This window comes from Nocardia barduliensis (assembly GCF_013315795.1).
GTDB classification, from domain to species: Bacteria; Actinomycetota; Actinomycetes; order Mycobacteriales; family Mycobacteriaceae; genus Nocardia; species Nocardia barduliensis.
In genome coordinates this window covers 43,538-59,410 of the sequence record NZ_JABLTE010000032.1, presented here as the reverse complement: position 1 = coordinate 59,410, position 15,873 = coordinate 43,538, and the positions used below count along the sequence as shown (strand labels likewise).

At 69.8% G+C, this 15,873-nt stretch carries 17 protein-coding genes; 10 read left to right on the top strand and 7 right to left on the bottom strand.

Annotated elements, in window-relative coordinates; genetic code table 11:
- The first annotated feature begins 49 nt into the window (after window positions 1-49).
- From HOV91_RS16005 to ligD, 5 genes are all read left to right on the top strand, one after another.
- Entirely contained in the window at window positions 50-283 is a 234-nt protein-coding gene (locus HOV91_RS16005) for an NfeD C-terminal domain-containing protein (RefSeq protein WP_174186177.1), read from the top strand.
- A gap of 19 nt (window positions 284-302) precedes the next feature.
- Complete coding sequence (locus tag HOV91_RS16000; RefSeq protein ID WP_174186176.1) at window positions 303-1,403, top strand: SPFH domain-containing protein; 1,101 nt, start codon at window positions 303-305, stop codon at window positions 1,401-1,403.
- Between the two features lie 38 nt (window positions 1,404-1,441).
- Window positions 1,442-1,837 carry a cold-shock protein gene (locus HOV91_RS15995; protein WP_438822670.1) on the top strand — a complete coding sequence of 132 codons (396 nt, stop codon included), beginning with the start codon at window positions 1,442-1,444 and terminating at the stop codon, window positions 1,835-1,837.
- 126 nt (window positions 1,838-1,963) lie between these two features.
- Window positions 1,964-3,049, top strand: a complete 1,086-nt coding sequence (locus HOV91_RS15990; RefSeq protein WP_312884638.1) for an ATP-dependent DNA ligase — start codon at window positions 1,964-1,966, stop codon at window positions 3,047-3,049.
- Entirely contained in the window at window positions 3,046-4,047 is a 1,002-nt protein-coding gene (gene ligD, locus HOV91_RS15985) for a non-homologous end-joining DNA ligase (protein ID WP_174186174.1), read from the top strand. Before HOV91_RS15990 ends, ligD begins: the two co-directional genes overlap by 4 nt.
- A gap of 9 nt (window positions 4,048-4,056) precedes the next feature.
- Here the strand turns inward: ligD and HOV91_RS15980 are convergent, their stop codons facing one another.
- The 4 genes from HOV91_RS15980 to HOV91_RS15965 all read right to left on the bottom strand — a co-directional run bounded on the left by HOV91_RS15980 (window position 4,057) and on the right by HOV91_RS15965 (window position 7,186).
- Window positions 4,057-4,815 (bottom strand): DUF4190 domain-containing protein, encoded by a 759-nt coding sequence (locus HOV91_RS15980; RefSeq protein WP_174186173.1) that lies wholly within the window; start codon window positions 4,813-4,815, stop codon window positions 4,057-4,059.
- 353 nt (window positions 4,816-5,168) lie between these two features.
- Window positions 5,169-5,831 (bottom strand): TetR/AcrR family transcriptional regulator, encoded by a 663-nt coding sequence (locus tag HOV91_RS15975; RefSeq protein ID WP_174186172.1) that lies wholly within the window; start codon window positions 5,829-5,831, stop codon window positions 5,169-5,171.
- The gene (locus HOV91_RS15970) at window positions 5,815-6,960 is read right to left on the bottom strand and encodes an acyl-CoA dehydrogenase family protein (RefSeq protein WP_174186171.1); all 1,146 of its coding nucleotides are present in this window, start codon (window positions 6,958-6,960) and stop codon (window positions 5,815-5,817) included. The genes HOV91_RS15975 and HOV91_RS15970 overlap by 17 nt, the downstream gene beginning before the upstream one ends.
- Before the next feature lie 76 nt (window positions 6,961-7,036).
- Complete coding sequence (locus HOV91_RS15965) at window positions 7,037-7,186, bottom strand: hypothetical protein (protein WP_174186170.1); 150 nt, start codon at window positions 7,184-7,186, stop codon at window positions 7,037-7,039.
- Window positions 7,187-7,311: 125 nt separating this feature from the next.
- Here HOV91_RS15965 and HOV91_RS15960 point away from each other — a divergent pair, with 125 nt between their 5' ends.
- The 3 genes from HOV91_RS15960 (at window position 7,312) to HOV91_RS15950 (ending at window position 10,211) form a co-directional block, all read left to right on the top strand.
- Window positions 7,312-8,247: an alpha/beta fold hydrolase gene (locus tag HOV91_RS15960; protein WP_174186169.1), complete on the top strand. Its 936-nt coding sequence runs from the start codon at window positions 7,312-7,314 to the stop codon at window positions 8,245-8,247.
- 111 nt (window positions 8,248-8,358) lie between these two features.
- Window positions 8,359-9,789 carry an SDR family NAD(P)-dependent oxidoreductase gene (locus tag HOV91_RS15955; protein ID WP_174186168.1) on the top strand — a complete coding sequence of 477 codons (1,431 nt, stop codon included), beginning with the start codon at window positions 8,359-8,361 and terminating at the stop codon, window positions 9,787-9,789.
- Between the two features lie 47 nt (window positions 9,790-9,836).
- Entirely contained in the window at window positions 9,837-10,211 is a 375-nt protein-coding gene (locus HOV91_RS15950) for a DUF2784 domain-containing protein (RefSeq protein WP_174186167.1), read from the top strand.
- 28 nt (window positions 10,212-10,239) lie between these two features.
- Here HOV91_RS15950 and HOV91_RS15945 read toward each other — a convergent pair whose 3' ends face one another.
- A complete protein-coding gene (locus HOV91_RS15945) occupies window positions 10,240-11,001 on the bottom strand; it encodes a thioesterase II family protein (RefSeq protein WP_312884637.1) in 762 nt (253 codons plus the stop codon).
- 150 nt (window positions 11,002-11,151) lie between these two features.
- Window positions 11,152-11,694 (bottom strand): hypothetical protein, encoded by a 543-nt coding sequence (locus tag HOV91_RS15940; RefSeq protein WP_174186166.1) that lies wholly within the window; start codon window positions 11,692-11,694, stop codon window positions 11,152-11,154.
- A 577-nt stretch (window positions 11,695-12,271) separates the two neighbouring features.
- Between HOV91_RS15940 and HOV91_RS15935 the strand changes: the two genes are divergently transcribed.
- Window positions 12,272-13,612, top strand: a complete 1,341-nt coding sequence (locus HOV91_RS15935) for a CoA transferase (RefSeq protein WP_174186165.1) — start codon at window positions 12,272-12,274, stop codon at window positions 13,610-13,612.
- 86 nt (window positions 13,613-13,698) lie between these two features.
- Window positions 13,699-15,285 (top strand): MFS transporter, encoded by a 1,587-nt coding sequence (locus HOV91_RS15930; RefSeq protein ID WP_174186164.1) that lies wholly within the window; start codon window positions 13,699-13,701, stop codon window positions 15,283-15,285.
- Here the strand turns inward: HOV91_RS15930 and HOV91_RS15925 are convergent.
- Window positions 15,282-15,857, bottom strand: a complete 576-nt coding sequence (locus HOV91_RS15925) for a TetR/AcrR family transcriptional regulator (protein ID WP_174186163.1) — start codon at window positions 15,855-15,857, stop codon at window positions 15,282-15,284. The two genes, HOV91_RS15930 and HOV91_RS15925, sit on opposite strands and share 4 nt — an antisense overlap.
- Between the last annotated feature and the right edge of the window lie 16 nt (window positions 15,858-15,873).

The window sequence follows — 15,873 nt, the reverse complement described above, 5'->3', positions numbered from 1 at the left end:
TGCCGGACGTAGGGTGACGATCCGAGAGCGAGAAGAAGGAGATCGTGGGATGACCGACCCGGTGGTGGGTTTGACGGGTACGCTCACATCACCGATCCGGGGTGCCGGGATGCTCGGCGAGGTCCTGGTCGCGATTCGTGGGGGAACCGAGCTGTACATCGCACGGGCCGCCGAGCCGATCTCGGCCGGCGCGGCCGTGCTGGTCATCGCGGTCCATCCGGGGCGCGTCGTCGACGTCGTCCCGTGGATTCCGCTCACCCCGGAGGCGGCGGGAGAAACCTGAAACAGTAAGGGAGACAGAGGTGCTGGGCTACCACGTGCCGGACCCGGACGAGGCGATGCTGGTCAGCGGCGCCAAGAGCCGCGACAACGCGCCGTTCAAAGTGATCATCGGGCGCGGCGCCTGGGTGATTCCGCTGTTCCGCAAGGTGCGCTACCTGTCGCTGGCGATGTTCGAGTCCGAGATCAAGGAACGCTGCGTCACCAAGCAGGCGATCCAGCTCGACGTCCGCGCGGTGATCGCGTTCAAGGTGGCCAACGACACCCACTCCATCGTGAACGCCGCGCAGCGCTTCCTCTCCGAGCAGGAGCGGGAGATGTCGGTGCTGACCGGACGGATCTTCTCCGGGCACCTGCGTTCGATCGTCGGCTCGATGACGGTGGAGGAGATCATCCGGGAACGCCAGAAACTGGCCGACGAGGTGCTGGTCGCGTCGAAAGTCGAGATGAGCAATATCGGCCTGTGGGTCGATTCCTTCCAGATCCAGTCCATCGACGACGGCAACCTCGGCTATATCGCCGCGCTGGCCGCCCCGCACAATGCCGCCGTGCAGCGCGACGCGCAGATCGCGCAATCGCAGGCCGCGCAGGCGGCGGCGCAGGCCGAGCAGGAATCGCAGCGCAGGCAGGCGGAATATCAGCGGGAGACGGCGATCCTGCGCGCGCAATACCAGCGCGATATCGACAAGGCCAACGCGGAGGCGGCGCAGGCGGGCCCGCTCGCCGAGGCAATGGCGTTGCAGGAGGTGCTCACCGCCCAGGCCGAGCAGGCACGCAAGGAAGCCGAGCTGCGAGAGCAGCAGTTGCAGGCCGAGGTCGTGAAACCCGCTCAGGCCGAAGCGGATCGGGTGCGCATCCTGGCCGAGGCGGAGGCCGACCGCACCCGCATCCAGGCCGCGGCGGCCGCGTCGAACAACCGGATCGCGCTGGATCAGTTGTTGATCGAACAACTCCCGGAAATCGTGAAGCAGGCGTCGAACGGGTTGGCGAACGCGAATCTCACCGTGCTCAACGGACCCGACGGAGTGGGCGAACTGGTGAACGGAATGGTCGGTCAGGGACTGACCGTTTTCCACTCGTTACAAAAGGCGCTTTCCTCCAACGACGGCGAAAACGCGGGTTAAAGTGGCCGAGTAGCGACGGCGACGAGGAGCGGGTGTTGGTGTCCATCGGGAAATTGGTGTCGTTCGACAGCTCTCGGGGATTCGGATTCATTCGGCCGGAGGACGGTGGACCCGATGTGTTCGTCCACGTCAACGACATCGGTCTGGACGAGGACGAGTTGCGGCAGGGGCGGGTGTTCGAATTCGAGGTGACCGAGGGGGACCGCGGACCCAAGGCGGTCAATCTCAGCCTGGTCGGCGCGGCCCCCGCGCCGCCCGCCCGGCACAAGGGCAAGGACCGGCCTGCTTCGGGACAGCTCACCGTCGCCGAGCACAAACGCCTGATCACCGAACTGCTCTTGGACGCGAGCCCCGCGCTCACCGCAGGCGAGATCCTCACCATCCGCGACCGGCTCACCGCGTTCGCCGATCAGCACGGCTGGCTGGAGAACTGACCGGAGAAGTTCACCATCCTGTCGGGACCCCCGCCTACGATCGAGCCGAGACCGCGGCCACATACCGATGAGTTTGCTCGGTGCGCGCCGTCGGTATGGGTGAGGATCGAACCCGAGGAGGATCGCGTGGACCTACCGGTGATGCCACCAGTGCGGCCGATGCTGGCCAAAACCGCGCCCGCGGTGCCGCGCGAGCCGGGCCTGAGCTACGAACCCAAATGGGACGGTTTCCGCTGCATCGTGTTCCGCGACGGCGCCGATGTGGAACTCGGCTCCCGCAACGACCGGCCACTGACCAGGTATTTCCCCGAGGTCGCCGAATTGCTGAAGCAGGCGCTGCCGGATCGCTGCGTGGTGGACGGCGAGATCGTGGTGGTCACCGAGCAAGGCTTGGATTTCGACACCCTGCAGAACCGTCTGCACCCCGCCGCGTCCCGGGTCGCCAAGCTGGCCGCGGAGACGCCGGCCAGTTTCGTGGCGTTCGACCTGCTCGCGCTCGGCGACAAGGATCTGACCGGCGAGCCGTTCACCGAGCGCAGGCGGCTGCTGGAAACGATCCTGGACACCGCCCTCGCGCGCGTCCACCTCACCCCCCTCACCCACGACCCCGACGTCGCGCAGGACTGGTTCACCCGTTTCGAGGGCGCCGGATTCGACGGCGTGATGGTCAAGTCCGACGACCTCGCCTATCTGCAGGACAAGCGGGTCATGCTGAAGGTCAAGCACGAGCGCACCGCCGACTGCGTGGTGGCGGGGTTCCGCTGGCACAAGGACGGCGCCGGGGTCGGTTCACTGCTGCTCGGCCTCTTCGACGAGGAGGGTCGCCTGCACCATGTGGGGGTGGCCAGCAGTTTCACCGCGGCTCGGCGCAAGGAACTGGTCGAGGAGCTGGCGCCGCTGCGAAAGAACGCGCTGGACGAGCACCCCTGGCGGGACTGGGCCGACGCCGCGGCGCAGGCGGCGGCGGACGGCAAGATGCCCGGCGGCGTCAGCCGCTGGACCGGCGGCAAGGACCTGTCCTGGGAAGCCCTGCGGCCGGAGCTGGTCGCCGAGGTGCGCTACGAGCACGTGCAGTCGGGACGGCTGCGCCACGGCGGCAGGCTGGTGCGCTTCCGTACCGACCGGACCCCCGAATCGTGTACCTACGGCCAGCTCGACGAAGTCGCGCCCGCGGAATTGAGCACGCTGTTCGGCGAAGGCGCGGCGCGATGACCGAGTCCGTCGATATCGAGACCGACGGCCGGACCGTCACCATCAGCAATCCGGGCAAGATCTATTTCACCAAGCGGGGCGAGACGAAACTCGATCTGGTGCGTTACTACCAGGCGATCGCCGAACCGTTCCTGAACGTGGTCGGCGGACGGCCGCTGCTGCTGGAGCGCTACCCGGACGGGGCTTCGGGCAAATCCTGGTTCCAGAAGCGAGTGCCGAAATCCGCGCCGGAGTGGCTGCGCACCGTGGAGGTGTCCACACCGAACGGCACCACCAGCGACGCACTCGTCGCGCACGATCTCGCCCATATCCTGTGGGCGGTGAACCAGGGGTGCCTCGGGTTCCACGTCTGGCCCAACCGCGCGGACAACCTGGAGATCGCCGACGAATTGCGCATCGACCTCGATCCCTCGCCCGGCATCACCTTCGCCGATCTGCGGCACGCGGCGATACGCACCAGGGATCTGCTCGCCGAACTCGGCATCGAATCGTGGATCAAGACCTCCGGGTCGCGGGGCTTGCATCTCTACTCCGCGCTGGAGCCGAAGTGGGACGGTTACCAGGTGCGGGCCGCCGCGGTGGCGCTGGCGCGCGAATTGGAGCGCCGGTATCCGGAGGACATCACCGCGCAGTGGTGGAAAGAAGAACGTGGCAACCGGGTATTCATAGATTTCAATCAGAATGCCCCGCACAAAACGGTTTTCGGGGCCTGGTGTGTGCGGCCGAAAGTGGGCGCACCGGTCTCGACACCGATCAGCTGGGCGGACCTGGATTCGGTGGCGCCCGACGAGCTGACCATCGCGACCGTTCCCGCACGCTACGCCGAGTCGGGTGATCCGTGGGCCGATCGCGCGCCCCAGTCCATCGCCCCGCTGCTGGAGATGTCCGAACGGGATATGGCGGCCGGCCTCATGGACGCGCCGTGGCCACCGCAGTATCCGAAGATGCCGAACGAACCACCTCGGGTGCAGCCGAGCCGCGCGAAGAAGCCCGGTTAGCTCCCGCCGCTATTCGGTCCACAGCACCCACGTGCCGCCGCGGCCGCTGACTTCGCACACCAGAGCGCGGCCGTCGGCGGTGCGCCCGGTCTTGGCGCCCGAGGCGTCGCACTTCGAGCCCGCCTGCTGCACGGCGGTCGCCACCGTGTGCGGGCCCGACCACTGGTAGCCGCCCGCGGTCGTCAGGCAGATCAGGGTTCCGCCGGTGGCGGCGCTGCCGATCTGTCCGAGCTGGGCTTCGGTGCAGGCCGCGCCTTTCGTCACCGGTCCAGGACTGTCCTGTGGCGTGGTCGTCACGGCGGGGCTCGGTGCGGTGGTGGTAGTGGTCGTGACCGGGCGCTCGACGGTGGTGGGAACCGACGCCAAGGGGGTCGAGCCGATGGTGGCGGTGCGGTTCACCAGATCCGGCATCCAGTTGCCGGTCAGCAGGATGAACCCGGCCACCGCGGTGATCTCGGCGACGCCGAGCAGCAGCGCGAACATCGCCATGACCCGGCCGCGCGGATGACTGAAGGCGATGAAGCCGAACACGATGGCCACCGGGAAAAGCCCCAGCAGCGCCGCCACCAGCGCGACGATCGCGTACGGATTGACGATCGGCGGAATCTCCACCCGGAGACGTCCGGCCCGGCGGCGACTCGGCGGCGGCTCGGGCCAGCGCTCGTCCTCGTCGTCGGGCCAGGGGCCGTCGGGCTCCGGCTCCGACCAGCGGTCATCCGGCCGCGCCTGCGGCCAGCGATCCGTTTCACGCCGTTCTGCCCGTGTCATCCAGGTCCTCTCAAACACACCGCGCAGGAACCTCGGATTTGCCCGGACCCGCCCCGATATACCGACACAGAATAGGACGCGCGACGCGAAAAGTTGATCCGAAGGGTCCGATATTTGTGATCGGCCCGTAATAACAAACTCACCCCACCGCTCGGAGGTTTGTTAGCCGGGGTGCATGCTGGTCGACCGGCGACCTGCCGCACGCGATGCCTCGAAGACACAGCCGACGCCGATAAGACGACGTCGAGCGGCGGGTACAGGCTGAGCCGAGCCGCCGGGCCCGGCGATTTGCTCGACCGACTCCACCGCCCGGCGACGTGCCGTGGTCGCTACGGGCTCCGGCGGCGCAGCGTTCACTGCCTGCGGTCGACCTTGGGCAGCGATTCGGTGACCAGTGTGAGCAACATGTCGCACAGCAGATCGTGCACCTGCTCGCGGGTGAGCGTGCCGCGGGTGATCCACTCGCGGCCCGCGACCTTGACCAGCCCGCCGTATGCGCGCACCATCGCGCGCAGTTCGGCATCGTGTGCCGAATCGGCGAGGCCCACCATCAGCAGCAGCCGTTCGGCCGCCGCGTCGTCGGCGGCGTCGAGGATCTGCTGCACTTCGGGGTCGTCACCGACACCCTCGTGGCTGGTCACTTTCACCCAGGTGCTGCCGTGTTCGGCGATGGTGTCCAGCAGCCAGCGCACACTGGCGTCGACACGCTCGCGCCAGGAACCGGTGGGCACGATCATCTCGTCGAGCTTGGGCAGCGTCACCATGCGCCGCACCACCGCGAGGTAGAGATCGCGCTTGTTGCCGAAATAGTGGTTGATCAGACCGCGGGCCACGCCGGCCCGCTGCGCCAGTTCGGCGGTGGACACGGCCGCGTACGGGCGTTCACCGAACATGTCGATAGCGCAGGCGAGGATCTGCGCGCGCCGCTCGTCGGGTTCGAGCCTGCGGCGGCGCGGTAGCGCCGGGTCGGCGCCACCGTCCGCGGTCGCGCTCCTGGGATCAGAGAGACCGGGCAATGAGATCCTTCATCACCTCGTTGCTGCCCGCGAGGATGCGCAGGACGCGGGCGCCGGTGTAGAGCTGGGAAATCGGATACTCCGTCATGTAGCCGTAGCCGCCGAACAGTTGCAGGCAGCGGTCGACCACGATACCGAGCTGATCGGTCAACCAGTACTTCGACATGGCAGCGCTGGGAATGTCGAGTTCGCCGCGCAGGTGCTTGGTGATGCAGTCGTCCAGGAAGGTGCGCGAGACCTTGGTGATCGTCGCGCACTCGGCCAGTTCGAACTTGGTGTTCTGCATGGCGAACAGCGGCTTGCCGAACGCTTCGCGGCCCTTGGTGTAGTCGACGGTGAGCTGCACGGCCTTCTCCATCATGGCGACCGCGATGATGGCGGTGACCAAGCGCTCCTGCGCCAGCATCTGCATCATCTGGTAGAAGCCCTGGCCCTCGGCGGCGCCGAGCAGGTTGGAGGCGGGCACCCGCAGGCCGTCGAAGAACAGTTCGGCGGTGTCCTGGGCCTTGCCGCCGATCTTGTTCAGGATGCGCCCGCGCTCGAAGCCGGGGGTGTCGTCGCCGACCTCGGCGAAGATCAGCGAGACGCCGGCCGCGCCTTTGGTCGGGTCGGTCTTGGCGGCGATGATGATGCCGTCGCAGAGCCAGCCGTTGGTGATGAAGATCTTCGAGCCGGTGATGACGTACTCGTCGCCGTCGCGCACCGCGCGGGTCTTGATGTTCTGCAGGTCCGACCCGGTGCCCGGCTCGGTCATGCCGATGGACAGCACCATCTCCCCGCTGGCCGCCTTGGGCAGCACGCGCCGCTTGAGCTCTTCGGAGCCGAACTCGTACAGGTATGGCGCGATGATCGAGCTGTGCACGGGGATGCCCATCGACCCGTCGCCCGCACGCGCCTGCTCCTCGATGATGGCGGCCTCGTGCGCGAAGGTGCCCCCGCCGCCGCCGTACTCGGCGGGAATCGCGGGGCACAGCAGGCCGAGTTCGCCCGCGCGGTTGTACAGCGCGCGGTCGGGGTGCCCCTGGGCGACGTATTTCTCCTCATGGGGGACGACCTCCTTCTCGAAGAAGGTCCTCGCCAGGTCTCGTACCGCCTCGACCTCGTCGTCACTCCACGCCGCGCGTGCCATCACTCGATCCTTTGCTCGCTCCGGTCCGGCTCCGCCGCCGGTTCCGCCCCCAGATTCCCGAACTATTGGCGAGTTGTCAACAAGGGTGGGACGCCGTTGCCGGGACGGCCCTGGCGGCGTCGTCCACCGTGCCGGCGTGCATCGGCCGCGACACCGACAGCGGATCGCCGAGCACACCGGCGAGGGTTGCCGCCGGGGCGGCGATACCGCCGGTGAGCTGCGCCATAATTCGGCGTTTTACCTTTCCCTCCAGCGGTCAATCCTTCGTACTGTCCGTATCCAAATTACTGACGTTGGGCACGACGGCGACGTGCCATCGGATCGGTAGCCGGCAGCGAACGAGGCAGGGACATGACCGAACTGCTCGACACCACCGAAACGCCCCGCCCCGACCGCACCTGGACGGTCCACCGCGACGGCGCCGATCTCGCCGTCTTCGAATGGGGCGACGCGGCCGCCGAGCCGCTGGTGCTGGTGCACGGCCTCACCGACACCCATCGCGTGTGGACCACCGTGGCGGCGCTCCTGGCCGACGGCTTCCGGGTCATCACCTACGACGTACGCGGGCACGGCCGCTCGGCGACGCCCGCCCCGCTGACGGAGTATCGACTCGACCGCCTGGCGGAGGACTTCTTCGCGGTGGTCGATGCCGCCAGCCCGCGCAAGCCGGTACACACGTGCGGGCACGGCTGGGGCGCGGTGCAGTTGTGGGAGGCGGTCTGCGACGAGCGGGCCAACACCCGCGTCGCCTCGTTCACCGCGATCGCCGGACCGAACCTCGACCATCTGGGCCTGTGGCTGCGTGCCCTGGCGCCCCGGGCCGGCCGCGAACTCGGCGACCTCGGCTGGTGGCTGCTGCGCGGGGCGCGCTGGGCGCTCACGCCGCGCCCGATCGCCCGCAGGCTCTATCCGCCGCGCGTGCGCGGCCTGCTGGTGCGACAGCTGGGCGGCATCTCGCCGTTGCCCGCGCGCGTCGCACCGACCTGGCGGGCCGACCTGGTCGCCGGCGCGCGCATCGCCCGGACCAACCTGCTGCACCACGTGAGCAAGCCGCGGGTGCGGCGAACCGCCGTGCCGGTCCAGTTGCTGGTCGACACCACCGACCCGTTCGTCCCGGCCGCCGTCTACGACGCCTCCGCGCGCTGGGTGGACAAGCTGTGGCGCCGGGCCGTCCCGGCGGATCACTGGCTGCCGATCACCGAACCGCTGCTGGTCGCCGAGGCGATCGCCAACTTCGTCGACGATCTGCGCGCCGACCGCGCGGCGATCCGCCCGCGCAGCAGCTGAGCGCGGACGTTCCGGCACGACCACAGCCGACCGGGCGGCTGCCCGGCGAGCGGGATTTGCGACAATGGGCCGGTCGCCCACCCAGCTCGATGAAGGATGTCCCCCGCCGCGATGGCCGAAAGCATGATCGATCCCGAAGACCTCGCGACCTGTCTTCGAGTCCTGGAGCAGGCCGGAACGCTGGAGAAAGAGCATCCCGACTCGGTGCTCGTGCAGCGGGCGGTCGGGCACATGTTCAAGAAGCTCAAGCAGCGACGCCGCTCCGAAGCGCGCGAGGCGGTCTCCTCCGCCGACCGCGCTGTGGTCGCCGCCACCGCCACCGGCTCGCCGAACCGGATCGACGACGAGACCGCGGGCATCCCGATCAGCTCGGCCAGCTCCGGCGCCAGCGCGGGCACGCTGATCCGCCCGCGGCCCTGCTACATCTGCAAGCAGCGATACACCCGGGTGGACGCCTTCTACCACCAGCTGTGCCCGGACTGCGCGGCGAGCAGCCACGCCAAGCGAGACGCCAGGACCGATCTGACCGGCCGCCGGGCGCTGCTCACCGGCGGTCGCGCCAAGATCGGCATGTACATCGCGCTGCGCCTGCTGCGCGACGGCGCGCACACCACCATCACCACGCGCTTTCCCAACGACGCCATCCGCCGGTTCGCCGCGATGGACGACAGCGCGGACTGGCTGCACCGGTTGCGCATCGTCGGCATCGACCTCCGCGACCCGGCCCAGGTGGTCGCCTTGGCCGACGACGTCGCCGCGCAGGGCCCGCTGGACATCCTGATCAACAACGCCGCGCAGACGGTGCGCCGCTCCCCCGGCGCCTACAGCGCGCTCGTCGAGGCCGAATCCGGACCGCTGCCCGCGGGCGCGCTGCCGGAGGTGGTGAGCTTCGGCAAGACCATGCAGGCGCACCCGACCGCGCTGACCGCCTCGCTCACCCCCGAATTGACCGCCGCCGACGTAGCCGAGCTGGCATTGGTCGCGGGGTCCGCGACGCCGGAACGCATCGCGCGCGGGGTGGCGATCGACGCGGGCGGCCTGGTGCCGGACCTGGCGCACACCAACAGCTGGGTGCAGACCGTCGCACAGGTGGATCCGACCGAACTGCTGGAAGTGCAGCTGTGCAACTCGGTCGCGCCGTTCATCCTGGTCTCGCGCCTGCGCCCGGCGATGGCCGCCGCGCGGGCGCGCCGCAAGTACGTCGTGAACGTCTCCGCGATGGAAGGGCAGTTCTCCCGTGCCTACAAGGGCCCGGGGCACCCGCACACCAATATGGCCAAGGCCGCGTTGAACATGCTGACCCGCACCAGCGCCCGCGAGATGTTCGAGCAGGACGGCATTCTGATGACCGCCGTCGACACCGGCTGGATCACCGACGAACGCCCGCACTACACCAAGGTCCGCCTCGCCGAGGAGGGCTTCCACGCGCCGCTGGACCTGGTCGACGGCGCGGCGCGCGTCTACGACCCGATCGTGCAGGGCGAGAACGGCACCGATCTGTTCGGCTGCTTCCTCAAGGACTATCAGCCCTCCCCTTGGTAGGAATCCGATCCACGATCCCGCACGCCGGGAAAAGCTACTCTGGAAGCGTGCTGTACCGGCTACTGGCCGACGCCACCGCCGCCGCGCACTTCGCCTTCGTGGCGTACGTGGTGGTCGGCGGATTCCTCGCGTGGCGCTTCCGGCGCACGATCTGGCTGCACCTGCTCGCGGCCTGCTGGGGATTCAGCACGATCGTGGCCGGTTTCGACTGCCCGCTTACGCATCTGGAGAACTGGGCGCGCGATCGCGCGGGGCTGGTGCGGCTGCCGTCGAGCGGGTTCATCGATCACTACCTCACCGGCGTGATCTATCCCGACCAGGCGCTCGGATCGGTGCGAATACTGGCGGCGGCCCTGGTGGTGGCGTCCTGGATCGGCTACGCGTGGCTGCTGCGCCAGCGACCCGCCCCCGCCGTCCGTTGAACACCGCGGCGAGCGCCCGGGTGAGTTCTCAGGCGGAGGCCAGGTGGCGCGTGATGAAGCCGGCCACCTGCGCGGCGTGCTCGTCCAGATAGAAATGGCCGCCGGGGAAGGTCGCCCGGTCGAATCCGGCAGCGGTGTGCGCCCGCCATTCGTCGGCCTGTTCGGGTCGCATCGTCGGGTCCTCGGTGCCGACCAACGCCGCGATATCGGCGCGCAGCGGCTCCCCCGGCTGGTAACGATAGGTCTCGACCGCCTGATAGTCGGCACGCACAGCGGGCAGCACCAGTTCGGCGAGACCGGGCTCGGCGCGCAGCATCTCGAGCGGCGCGGGGTCGGCGGCCAGTCGCACCAGGTCGCCGATGAGGTCGTCGTCGGAGGCCACGTGCAGCCGCTTGGTCTCCTCGAAAGTCGGTGCGGGACGGCCGGATACGAACAGCGTCGTCACCGGCTGCCCGGCCCGCTCGAGTCTGCGCGCGGTCTCGAACGCCACGGTCGCGCCCATGCTGTGCCCGAACAGCGACAACCCCGGGACCCGGCCCTGGGCCAGCACTTCCCCGGCGATCCGGTCCGCGAGCCCGACCAGGTCGGTGATCAGCTCCTCGCCCAGCCTGTCCTGCCGCCCGGGGTACTGCACGGCGAACACCGCCACTCCCGCTCCGAACCGCTGCGCGAGATCCCGGTAGGCCGTGGCCGACCCGCCGCCGGGCGGGAAACACAGCAGGTGATGGCGCACGGCCGCCGCGGATCGCAACGTTCGCAACCACGCCGAGTCGGTGATCGTTCCAGCCACGTTCGGTCTCCCTTCTGCACCGTCGGTCCCGGCGCGAGCCGGACCAGACCACGGTAGTCGCCGACGCCGGTCACCGACCGATCCGACAGCCCGGCCCGGGGGAAGCACCGGTTCGATCCCGGGAGTCGCTCAGCGTGCGGGAGGGGCGACTCAGGGCTCGCCGGTGCGGGTCCGCGCGAGCCGCTGTTCGAGCTCGGCGATCCGCTGCCGGTAGCGGGCCAGTTCCGTGAGACGAGAACCCATTTCGTCGGTCAGCTGGGCGATCCGGCCCAGGTAGCGGTGCGCGGGGCGGTCGGCCCAGTAGGCGCCGGCCCGGCCGTACTCCACAGCGCGATCGACGTCGTCCACCGCGACTCCCGCGGCCACCGCGTCCGTCGTCGCGGCCGCGAGCGCCGTCTCGAGCTGATCTACGCGCAATCGAGTCGCCTGATCGAAGTCCACGGTCCCGAGCGCGGCGCGTTCGGCGGCGAGGTCCTGGATCTCGCGCAGGTACCCCGCGTTCTGGGCGTCCTGTACGGCCATCAGCTCGTAGTCGTGCTTGATCGGCGCGGCGCGGACCCGGTCGGGGAGCAGAGCGGCGCGTGGCCGCATGTCGTTGCCGAATAACGGAACCCGCTCCTGCGTGACGGAGTTCGGCTTCTTCCTGATCACCGGCACGGTGTATTCCGCGCTGCCGGCATAGACGTTCGTCATCGTCGCTCGACCTCACATATGGCTGCCGCGCGACACTCGGGTGCGGCCTGCCATGCTCTGCCCCTCTGTCCGCACGCGACGGACAGGTCATCGGATCGGCGCGGCGTCCCGTGCCGGTTGCTGCGGTGCAGCATGGGGCTATCCTCGCCAAATCCTCCGGCCTCGGCGCGGGCCACTATCCTCACTGGCGAGAAGTCCGCTCGGACAGCTGGTTTCGCGCCGGGCGCGGCCCGAGTCCGGCCCGGCATCGCCACTCCGCGCGGCCGGAAGCGCCCGGAACGCTCCGAGTTCGTCAGCATCGCATCCGCAATCTCGGCGGCACACCTCGGCGATCCGGCGGTCGCCGTGCGGGCGCCCTCCGCGGGCCCGCGCGGAGGAAAGCCGGATCCGACCGACGATCGCCCGGCCGCAATGGCACACCGCGCGCGGGCACGCGGGGCCTTCCGCTCTGCGATGCGGATCGTCGCAGGTCACGTTGCCGAACGTCGGCGCGGACGGGAAGCCGCGGGCCGCAACGGCTCCGGCCGGGGGGACCACGGCACTCGGCTCCTCTGAACCGGCAACTAGGCTGAAGCGAGTGAACACGCACGCACGGCTCGTCCAGGACTACGAGGCCGGTATCGGTGTCACCGCCTCGCGTATCTCCCCCGCGCCCGACCCGGGTAGCAATCTCGCCGCGACACTACCGGTCTGGGCGCTGGCCGCCGGTTCGGTGACGGCGCTGACAACGGCCGCGAACCGCATGCGGACCGCGCGCGGCCTCGACCCGGTGGCGCATCGCATCGATCCGGCCCGCATCACCGCGGCCTTCTCCAGCGAGCGTCTGCTACGTATCGGCGGCCAGTTCCCGACGTCGTTCGCCGATCTGTCCGGTTTCTTCCCCACCTTCGACGGATGGGTGCGCACGCACGCGAACTATCCGCATCACCGGTCGCGGCTGCTGACCGCGCTCGGCCTGCCCGAGTCCGCCCCGGCCGACCTCATCGTCGCCCAGATGGCCATGATCCGCGCCTCGGACCTGGAGGAGCAGGCCGCCGCACACGGCGCCGTCGCGGTCCGCGTCCGCACCGAAGAGGAATGGACCACCAGCCCCGAGGGACAAGCCGCCGCGGCGGGACCGCTGGTCGCGATCGCCTCGCGTGCCGACCGCGGCGAGCCCGGACTACCGGCGGGCGCCGCGCCTTTGCAGCCGCTGCGTGGGTTGCGCGTACTCGATCTGACCAGGGTGATCGCGGGACCGGTCGCGACGCGGGCGCTGGCGCTGCTCGGCGCCGAGGTACTGCGGGTCGATCCCCCGCAACTGCCGGAGATCCCCTGGCAGTTCGCCGACACCTGCCAGGGCAAGCGCTCCACGCTGGTCGACCTGCGCACGCGCGGTATCGACGACCTGGTCGCCGCCGCCGACGTGCTGATCACCGGGTACCGTCCGGGCGCGCTGGAGCGCGCGGGCGTGCGCGCCGCCGCCCGCCCCGGCCTGGTCCACGGGCGGATCTCCGCCTGGGGCGAGTCCGGTCCGTGGGGCGGACGGCGCGGCTTCGACAGCATCGTGCAGGCGGCCACCGGCATCTCGATCCTCGAGGGGGCGCCCGCCGTGCCGGGGGCGCTGCCCGCGCAGGCGCTCGACCACGCGTCGGGCTATCTGCTCGCCGCGGGCGTGATCGACGCCTTGGTCGCGCGTCGCGACGACGGCGTCGGGCGGGACGTGCGGGTGGCCCTGGCCCGCACCGCGGCCTGGCTGCTCGACGCGCCGGACCGCACCCCTGGTCATCCCAAGGCCGCCCTGCCGAGCGCGGCGGAAGTGGTCCGGCACGGGCAGGTCGTCACCGCGCCGCCCGCGCTCGCCGAGTACCCGGACTACGCCTGGCCCGCGCCCGCCTACGGCGCGGATCGTCCCGCCTGGCCGCTGCCCGCGCGCTGACCGTCCCGCCGGGGCGCCGCGAAAATCCTTTGCGGCGTCCCGGTCGCGGGCGATGAAATGGTGTTTCTCGCGTCGTCTGAACCAGCATGACGCTCATCGACACCGCTTCCGAAGGGACCCGCGCCGTGGACACCACGCTCGACCGCGTCGCCGAACCGCTCGCGGGCAAACGCGAGTGGATCGGGCTCGGTGTGCTCGCCCTGGCCTGCCTGGTCTACGCCATGGACATGACGGTGCTCCACCTCGCCGTGCCGATGATCAGCGCCGAACTGCGTCCCACCAGCTCGCAGCTGCTGTGGATCATCGACGTCTACGGGTTCATGGTGGCCGGGTTGCTGGTCACCATGGGCACCCTCGGCGACCGCGTCGGCCGGCGCAAGCTGCTCATGGCAGGCGCTGCGGCGTTCGCCGTGGTCTCGATCGTCGCGGCGTTCGCGCCGAGCGCTGAACTGCTCATCGTCTGCCGTGCGCTGCAAGGGATCGCGGGCGCCACGCTCGCGCCGTCCACACTGTCGTTGCTGTTCAGCATGTTTCGTGACACCCGGCAGCGATCGGTCGCGGTCGGGGTGTGGGTCGGCGCGTTCTCCGCGGGCGGCGCGGTCGGCCCGCTGTTCGGCGGCGTGCTGCTGGAGCGGTTCTGGTGGGGCTCGGTGTTCCTGCTCGCCGTCCCGGTGATGGCGTTGCTGCTGGTCCTCGGGCCTAAGGTGCTGCCGGAGTACCGCGATCCGGAGGCCGCGCGGCTGGACCCGCTCAGTGCCGCGCTGTGCGTCACGGCGATGATCGCGCTGGTGTTCGGCATGAAGAAGATCGCCCAGGACGGGCTCGGCGCCGCCGCGCTGCTCGCGATCGCCGCCGGTTTCGCCGTCGGCGTCGTGTTCGTGCGCAGACAGTTCGGCAGCCGGGATCCGATGCTCGACCTGCGGCTGTTCCGGCTGAGCACGTTCCGGATCGCCCTGCTGATCAATGTCGTCGGCGTCTTCGTCGCCTTCGGCTACTTCCTGTTCGTAGCCCAGTACTTCCAGCTCGTGCTCGGCCTGTCGCCGCTGGCGGCGGGCCTGGTGATGGCTCCGTCCGGACTCGGCTTCATCGTCGGTTCGCAGCTGGCTCCCCGGATCGTCCGGGTGGTGCGCCCGGCCTACCTCATCGGTTCGGGCCTGGCGACCTCGGCGGTCGGCCTGCTGCTGATGACGCGGCTCGGCGTCACCGGTGGTGTGCCGCTCGCGCTGGTCGCCTCGGTGATCATCGCGCTGGGACTGGCCCCGGTGTTCGGCATCACCACCGAGCTGATCGTGGGCTCGGCGCCGCAGGAACAGGCGGGTGCGGCCGCAGGCGTCTCCGAAACCGGTGCGGAACTCGGTGGCGCGCTGGGCATTTCGATCCTCGGCAGCATCAGCGTCGCGCTCTATCGCGCCGATCTCACCGGCTCGCTGCCCGCCGACCTGCCCGGCGAGGCCGGGCGCTCGGTGCGCGACACACTGGGCGGCGCGGTGCACACCGCCGCGGCATTACCCGGCGAGCTCGGGGAAGCGGTGCTGCGGGCGGCGCGGGAAGCATTCCTGCACGGTGTGCACGTGACGGCGGGTGTCGCCGCCGTGGCTGCCCTGGCGCTCTCGGTGGTCGCCGTGCTTCGCTTGCGCCACATCCCGGCCGGGGAACTGTCGAGCGAGCATTAATCCTCGGTTCCGGCCAGCGCGGCGACCGCCCGGGCCAAGCGGTCGCCGTCCGGCAGGCTCGCTTGCGGGACGATGGTCTGCAACACACCGAGTCCCTGGACGAGCACGAAGTTCAGCTCGGCGATCGCCATGGCCTGGTCTTCGCTCAGCTGGGGGTGCGCCTCGCGCAGTCCGTCCGCCATGTCCCGGTAGGCCCCTGGCAAGCTCTGCGCGAAGAACTTCTGCGACTCCGGGGACCGGGCGACGCGCACCAGGTTCTCCAGGCTCGCCAGCATGCTGTCGCCGTTCTCGGTGAACACCGCGGGCATGGCGTTCCACAGCGCGGCGAACGCCGCCAGTGGCGCGACGCCGCTGCCCTCGCGGATCTTCGCCTCCATGCTGTCGCCGATCGCGGTGCCAAGGGAGTCGGTCAGCGCCTCGGTGATCAATTGGTCCTTGGAGCCGAAGTGGTAGCCGATCGCCGCCAGGCTGACCCCGGCCGCCGCCGCGATATCCCGGGCGGTGGCCTTGGCGACGCCGCGTTCGACGATGACTTTCCGTGCTCCCGCCAAGAGATCCTCGCGATTTCCCATGACTGAAGGCTACAAC

Excerpts from the sequence above, each read along its gene's own strand:
- HOV91_RS15925 (WP_174186163.1), bottom strand. The coding sequence starts at position 15,857 with ATGGGAAATCGCGAGGATCTCTTGGCGGGAGCACGGAAAGTCATCGTC.
- HOV91_RS15960 (WP_174186169.1), top strand. The coding sequence starts at position 7,312 with ATGACCGAACTGCTCGACACCACCGAAACGCCCCGCCCCGACCGCACC.
- HOV91_RS16005 (WP_174186177.1), top strand. The coding sequence starts at position 50 with ATGACCGACCCGGTGGTGGGTTTGACGGGTACGCTCACATCACCGATC.
- HOV91_RS15940 (WP_174186166.1), bottom strand. The coding sequence starts at position 11,694 with ATGACGAACGTCTATGCCGGCAGCGCGGAATACACCGTGCCGGTGATC.
- HOV91_RS15970 (WP_174186171.1), bottom strand. The coding sequence starts at position 6,960 with ATGGCACGCGCGGCGTGGAGTGACGACGAGGTCGAGGCGGTACGAGAC.
- HOV91_RS15965 (WP_174186170.1), bottom strand. The coding sequence starts at position 7,186 with ATGGCGCAGCTCACCGGCGGTATCGCCGCCCCGGCGGCAACCCTCGCC.
- HOV91_RS15980 (WP_174186173.1), bottom strand. The coding sequence starts at position 4,815 with ATGACACGGGCAGAACGGCGTGAAACGGATCGCTGGCCGCAGGCGCGG.
- ligD (WP_174186174.1), top strand. The coding sequence starts at position 3,046 with ATGACCGAGTCCGTCGATATCGAGACCGACGGCCGGACCGTCACCATC.
- HOV91_RS15955 (WP_174186168.1), top strand. The coding sequence starts at position 8,359 with ATGGCCGAAAGCATGATCGATCCCGAAGACCTCGCGACCTGTCTTCGA.
- HOV91_RS15930 (WP_174186164.1), top strand. The coding sequence starts at position 13,699 with ATGACGCTCATCGACACCGCTTCCGAAGGGACCCGCGCCGTGGACACC.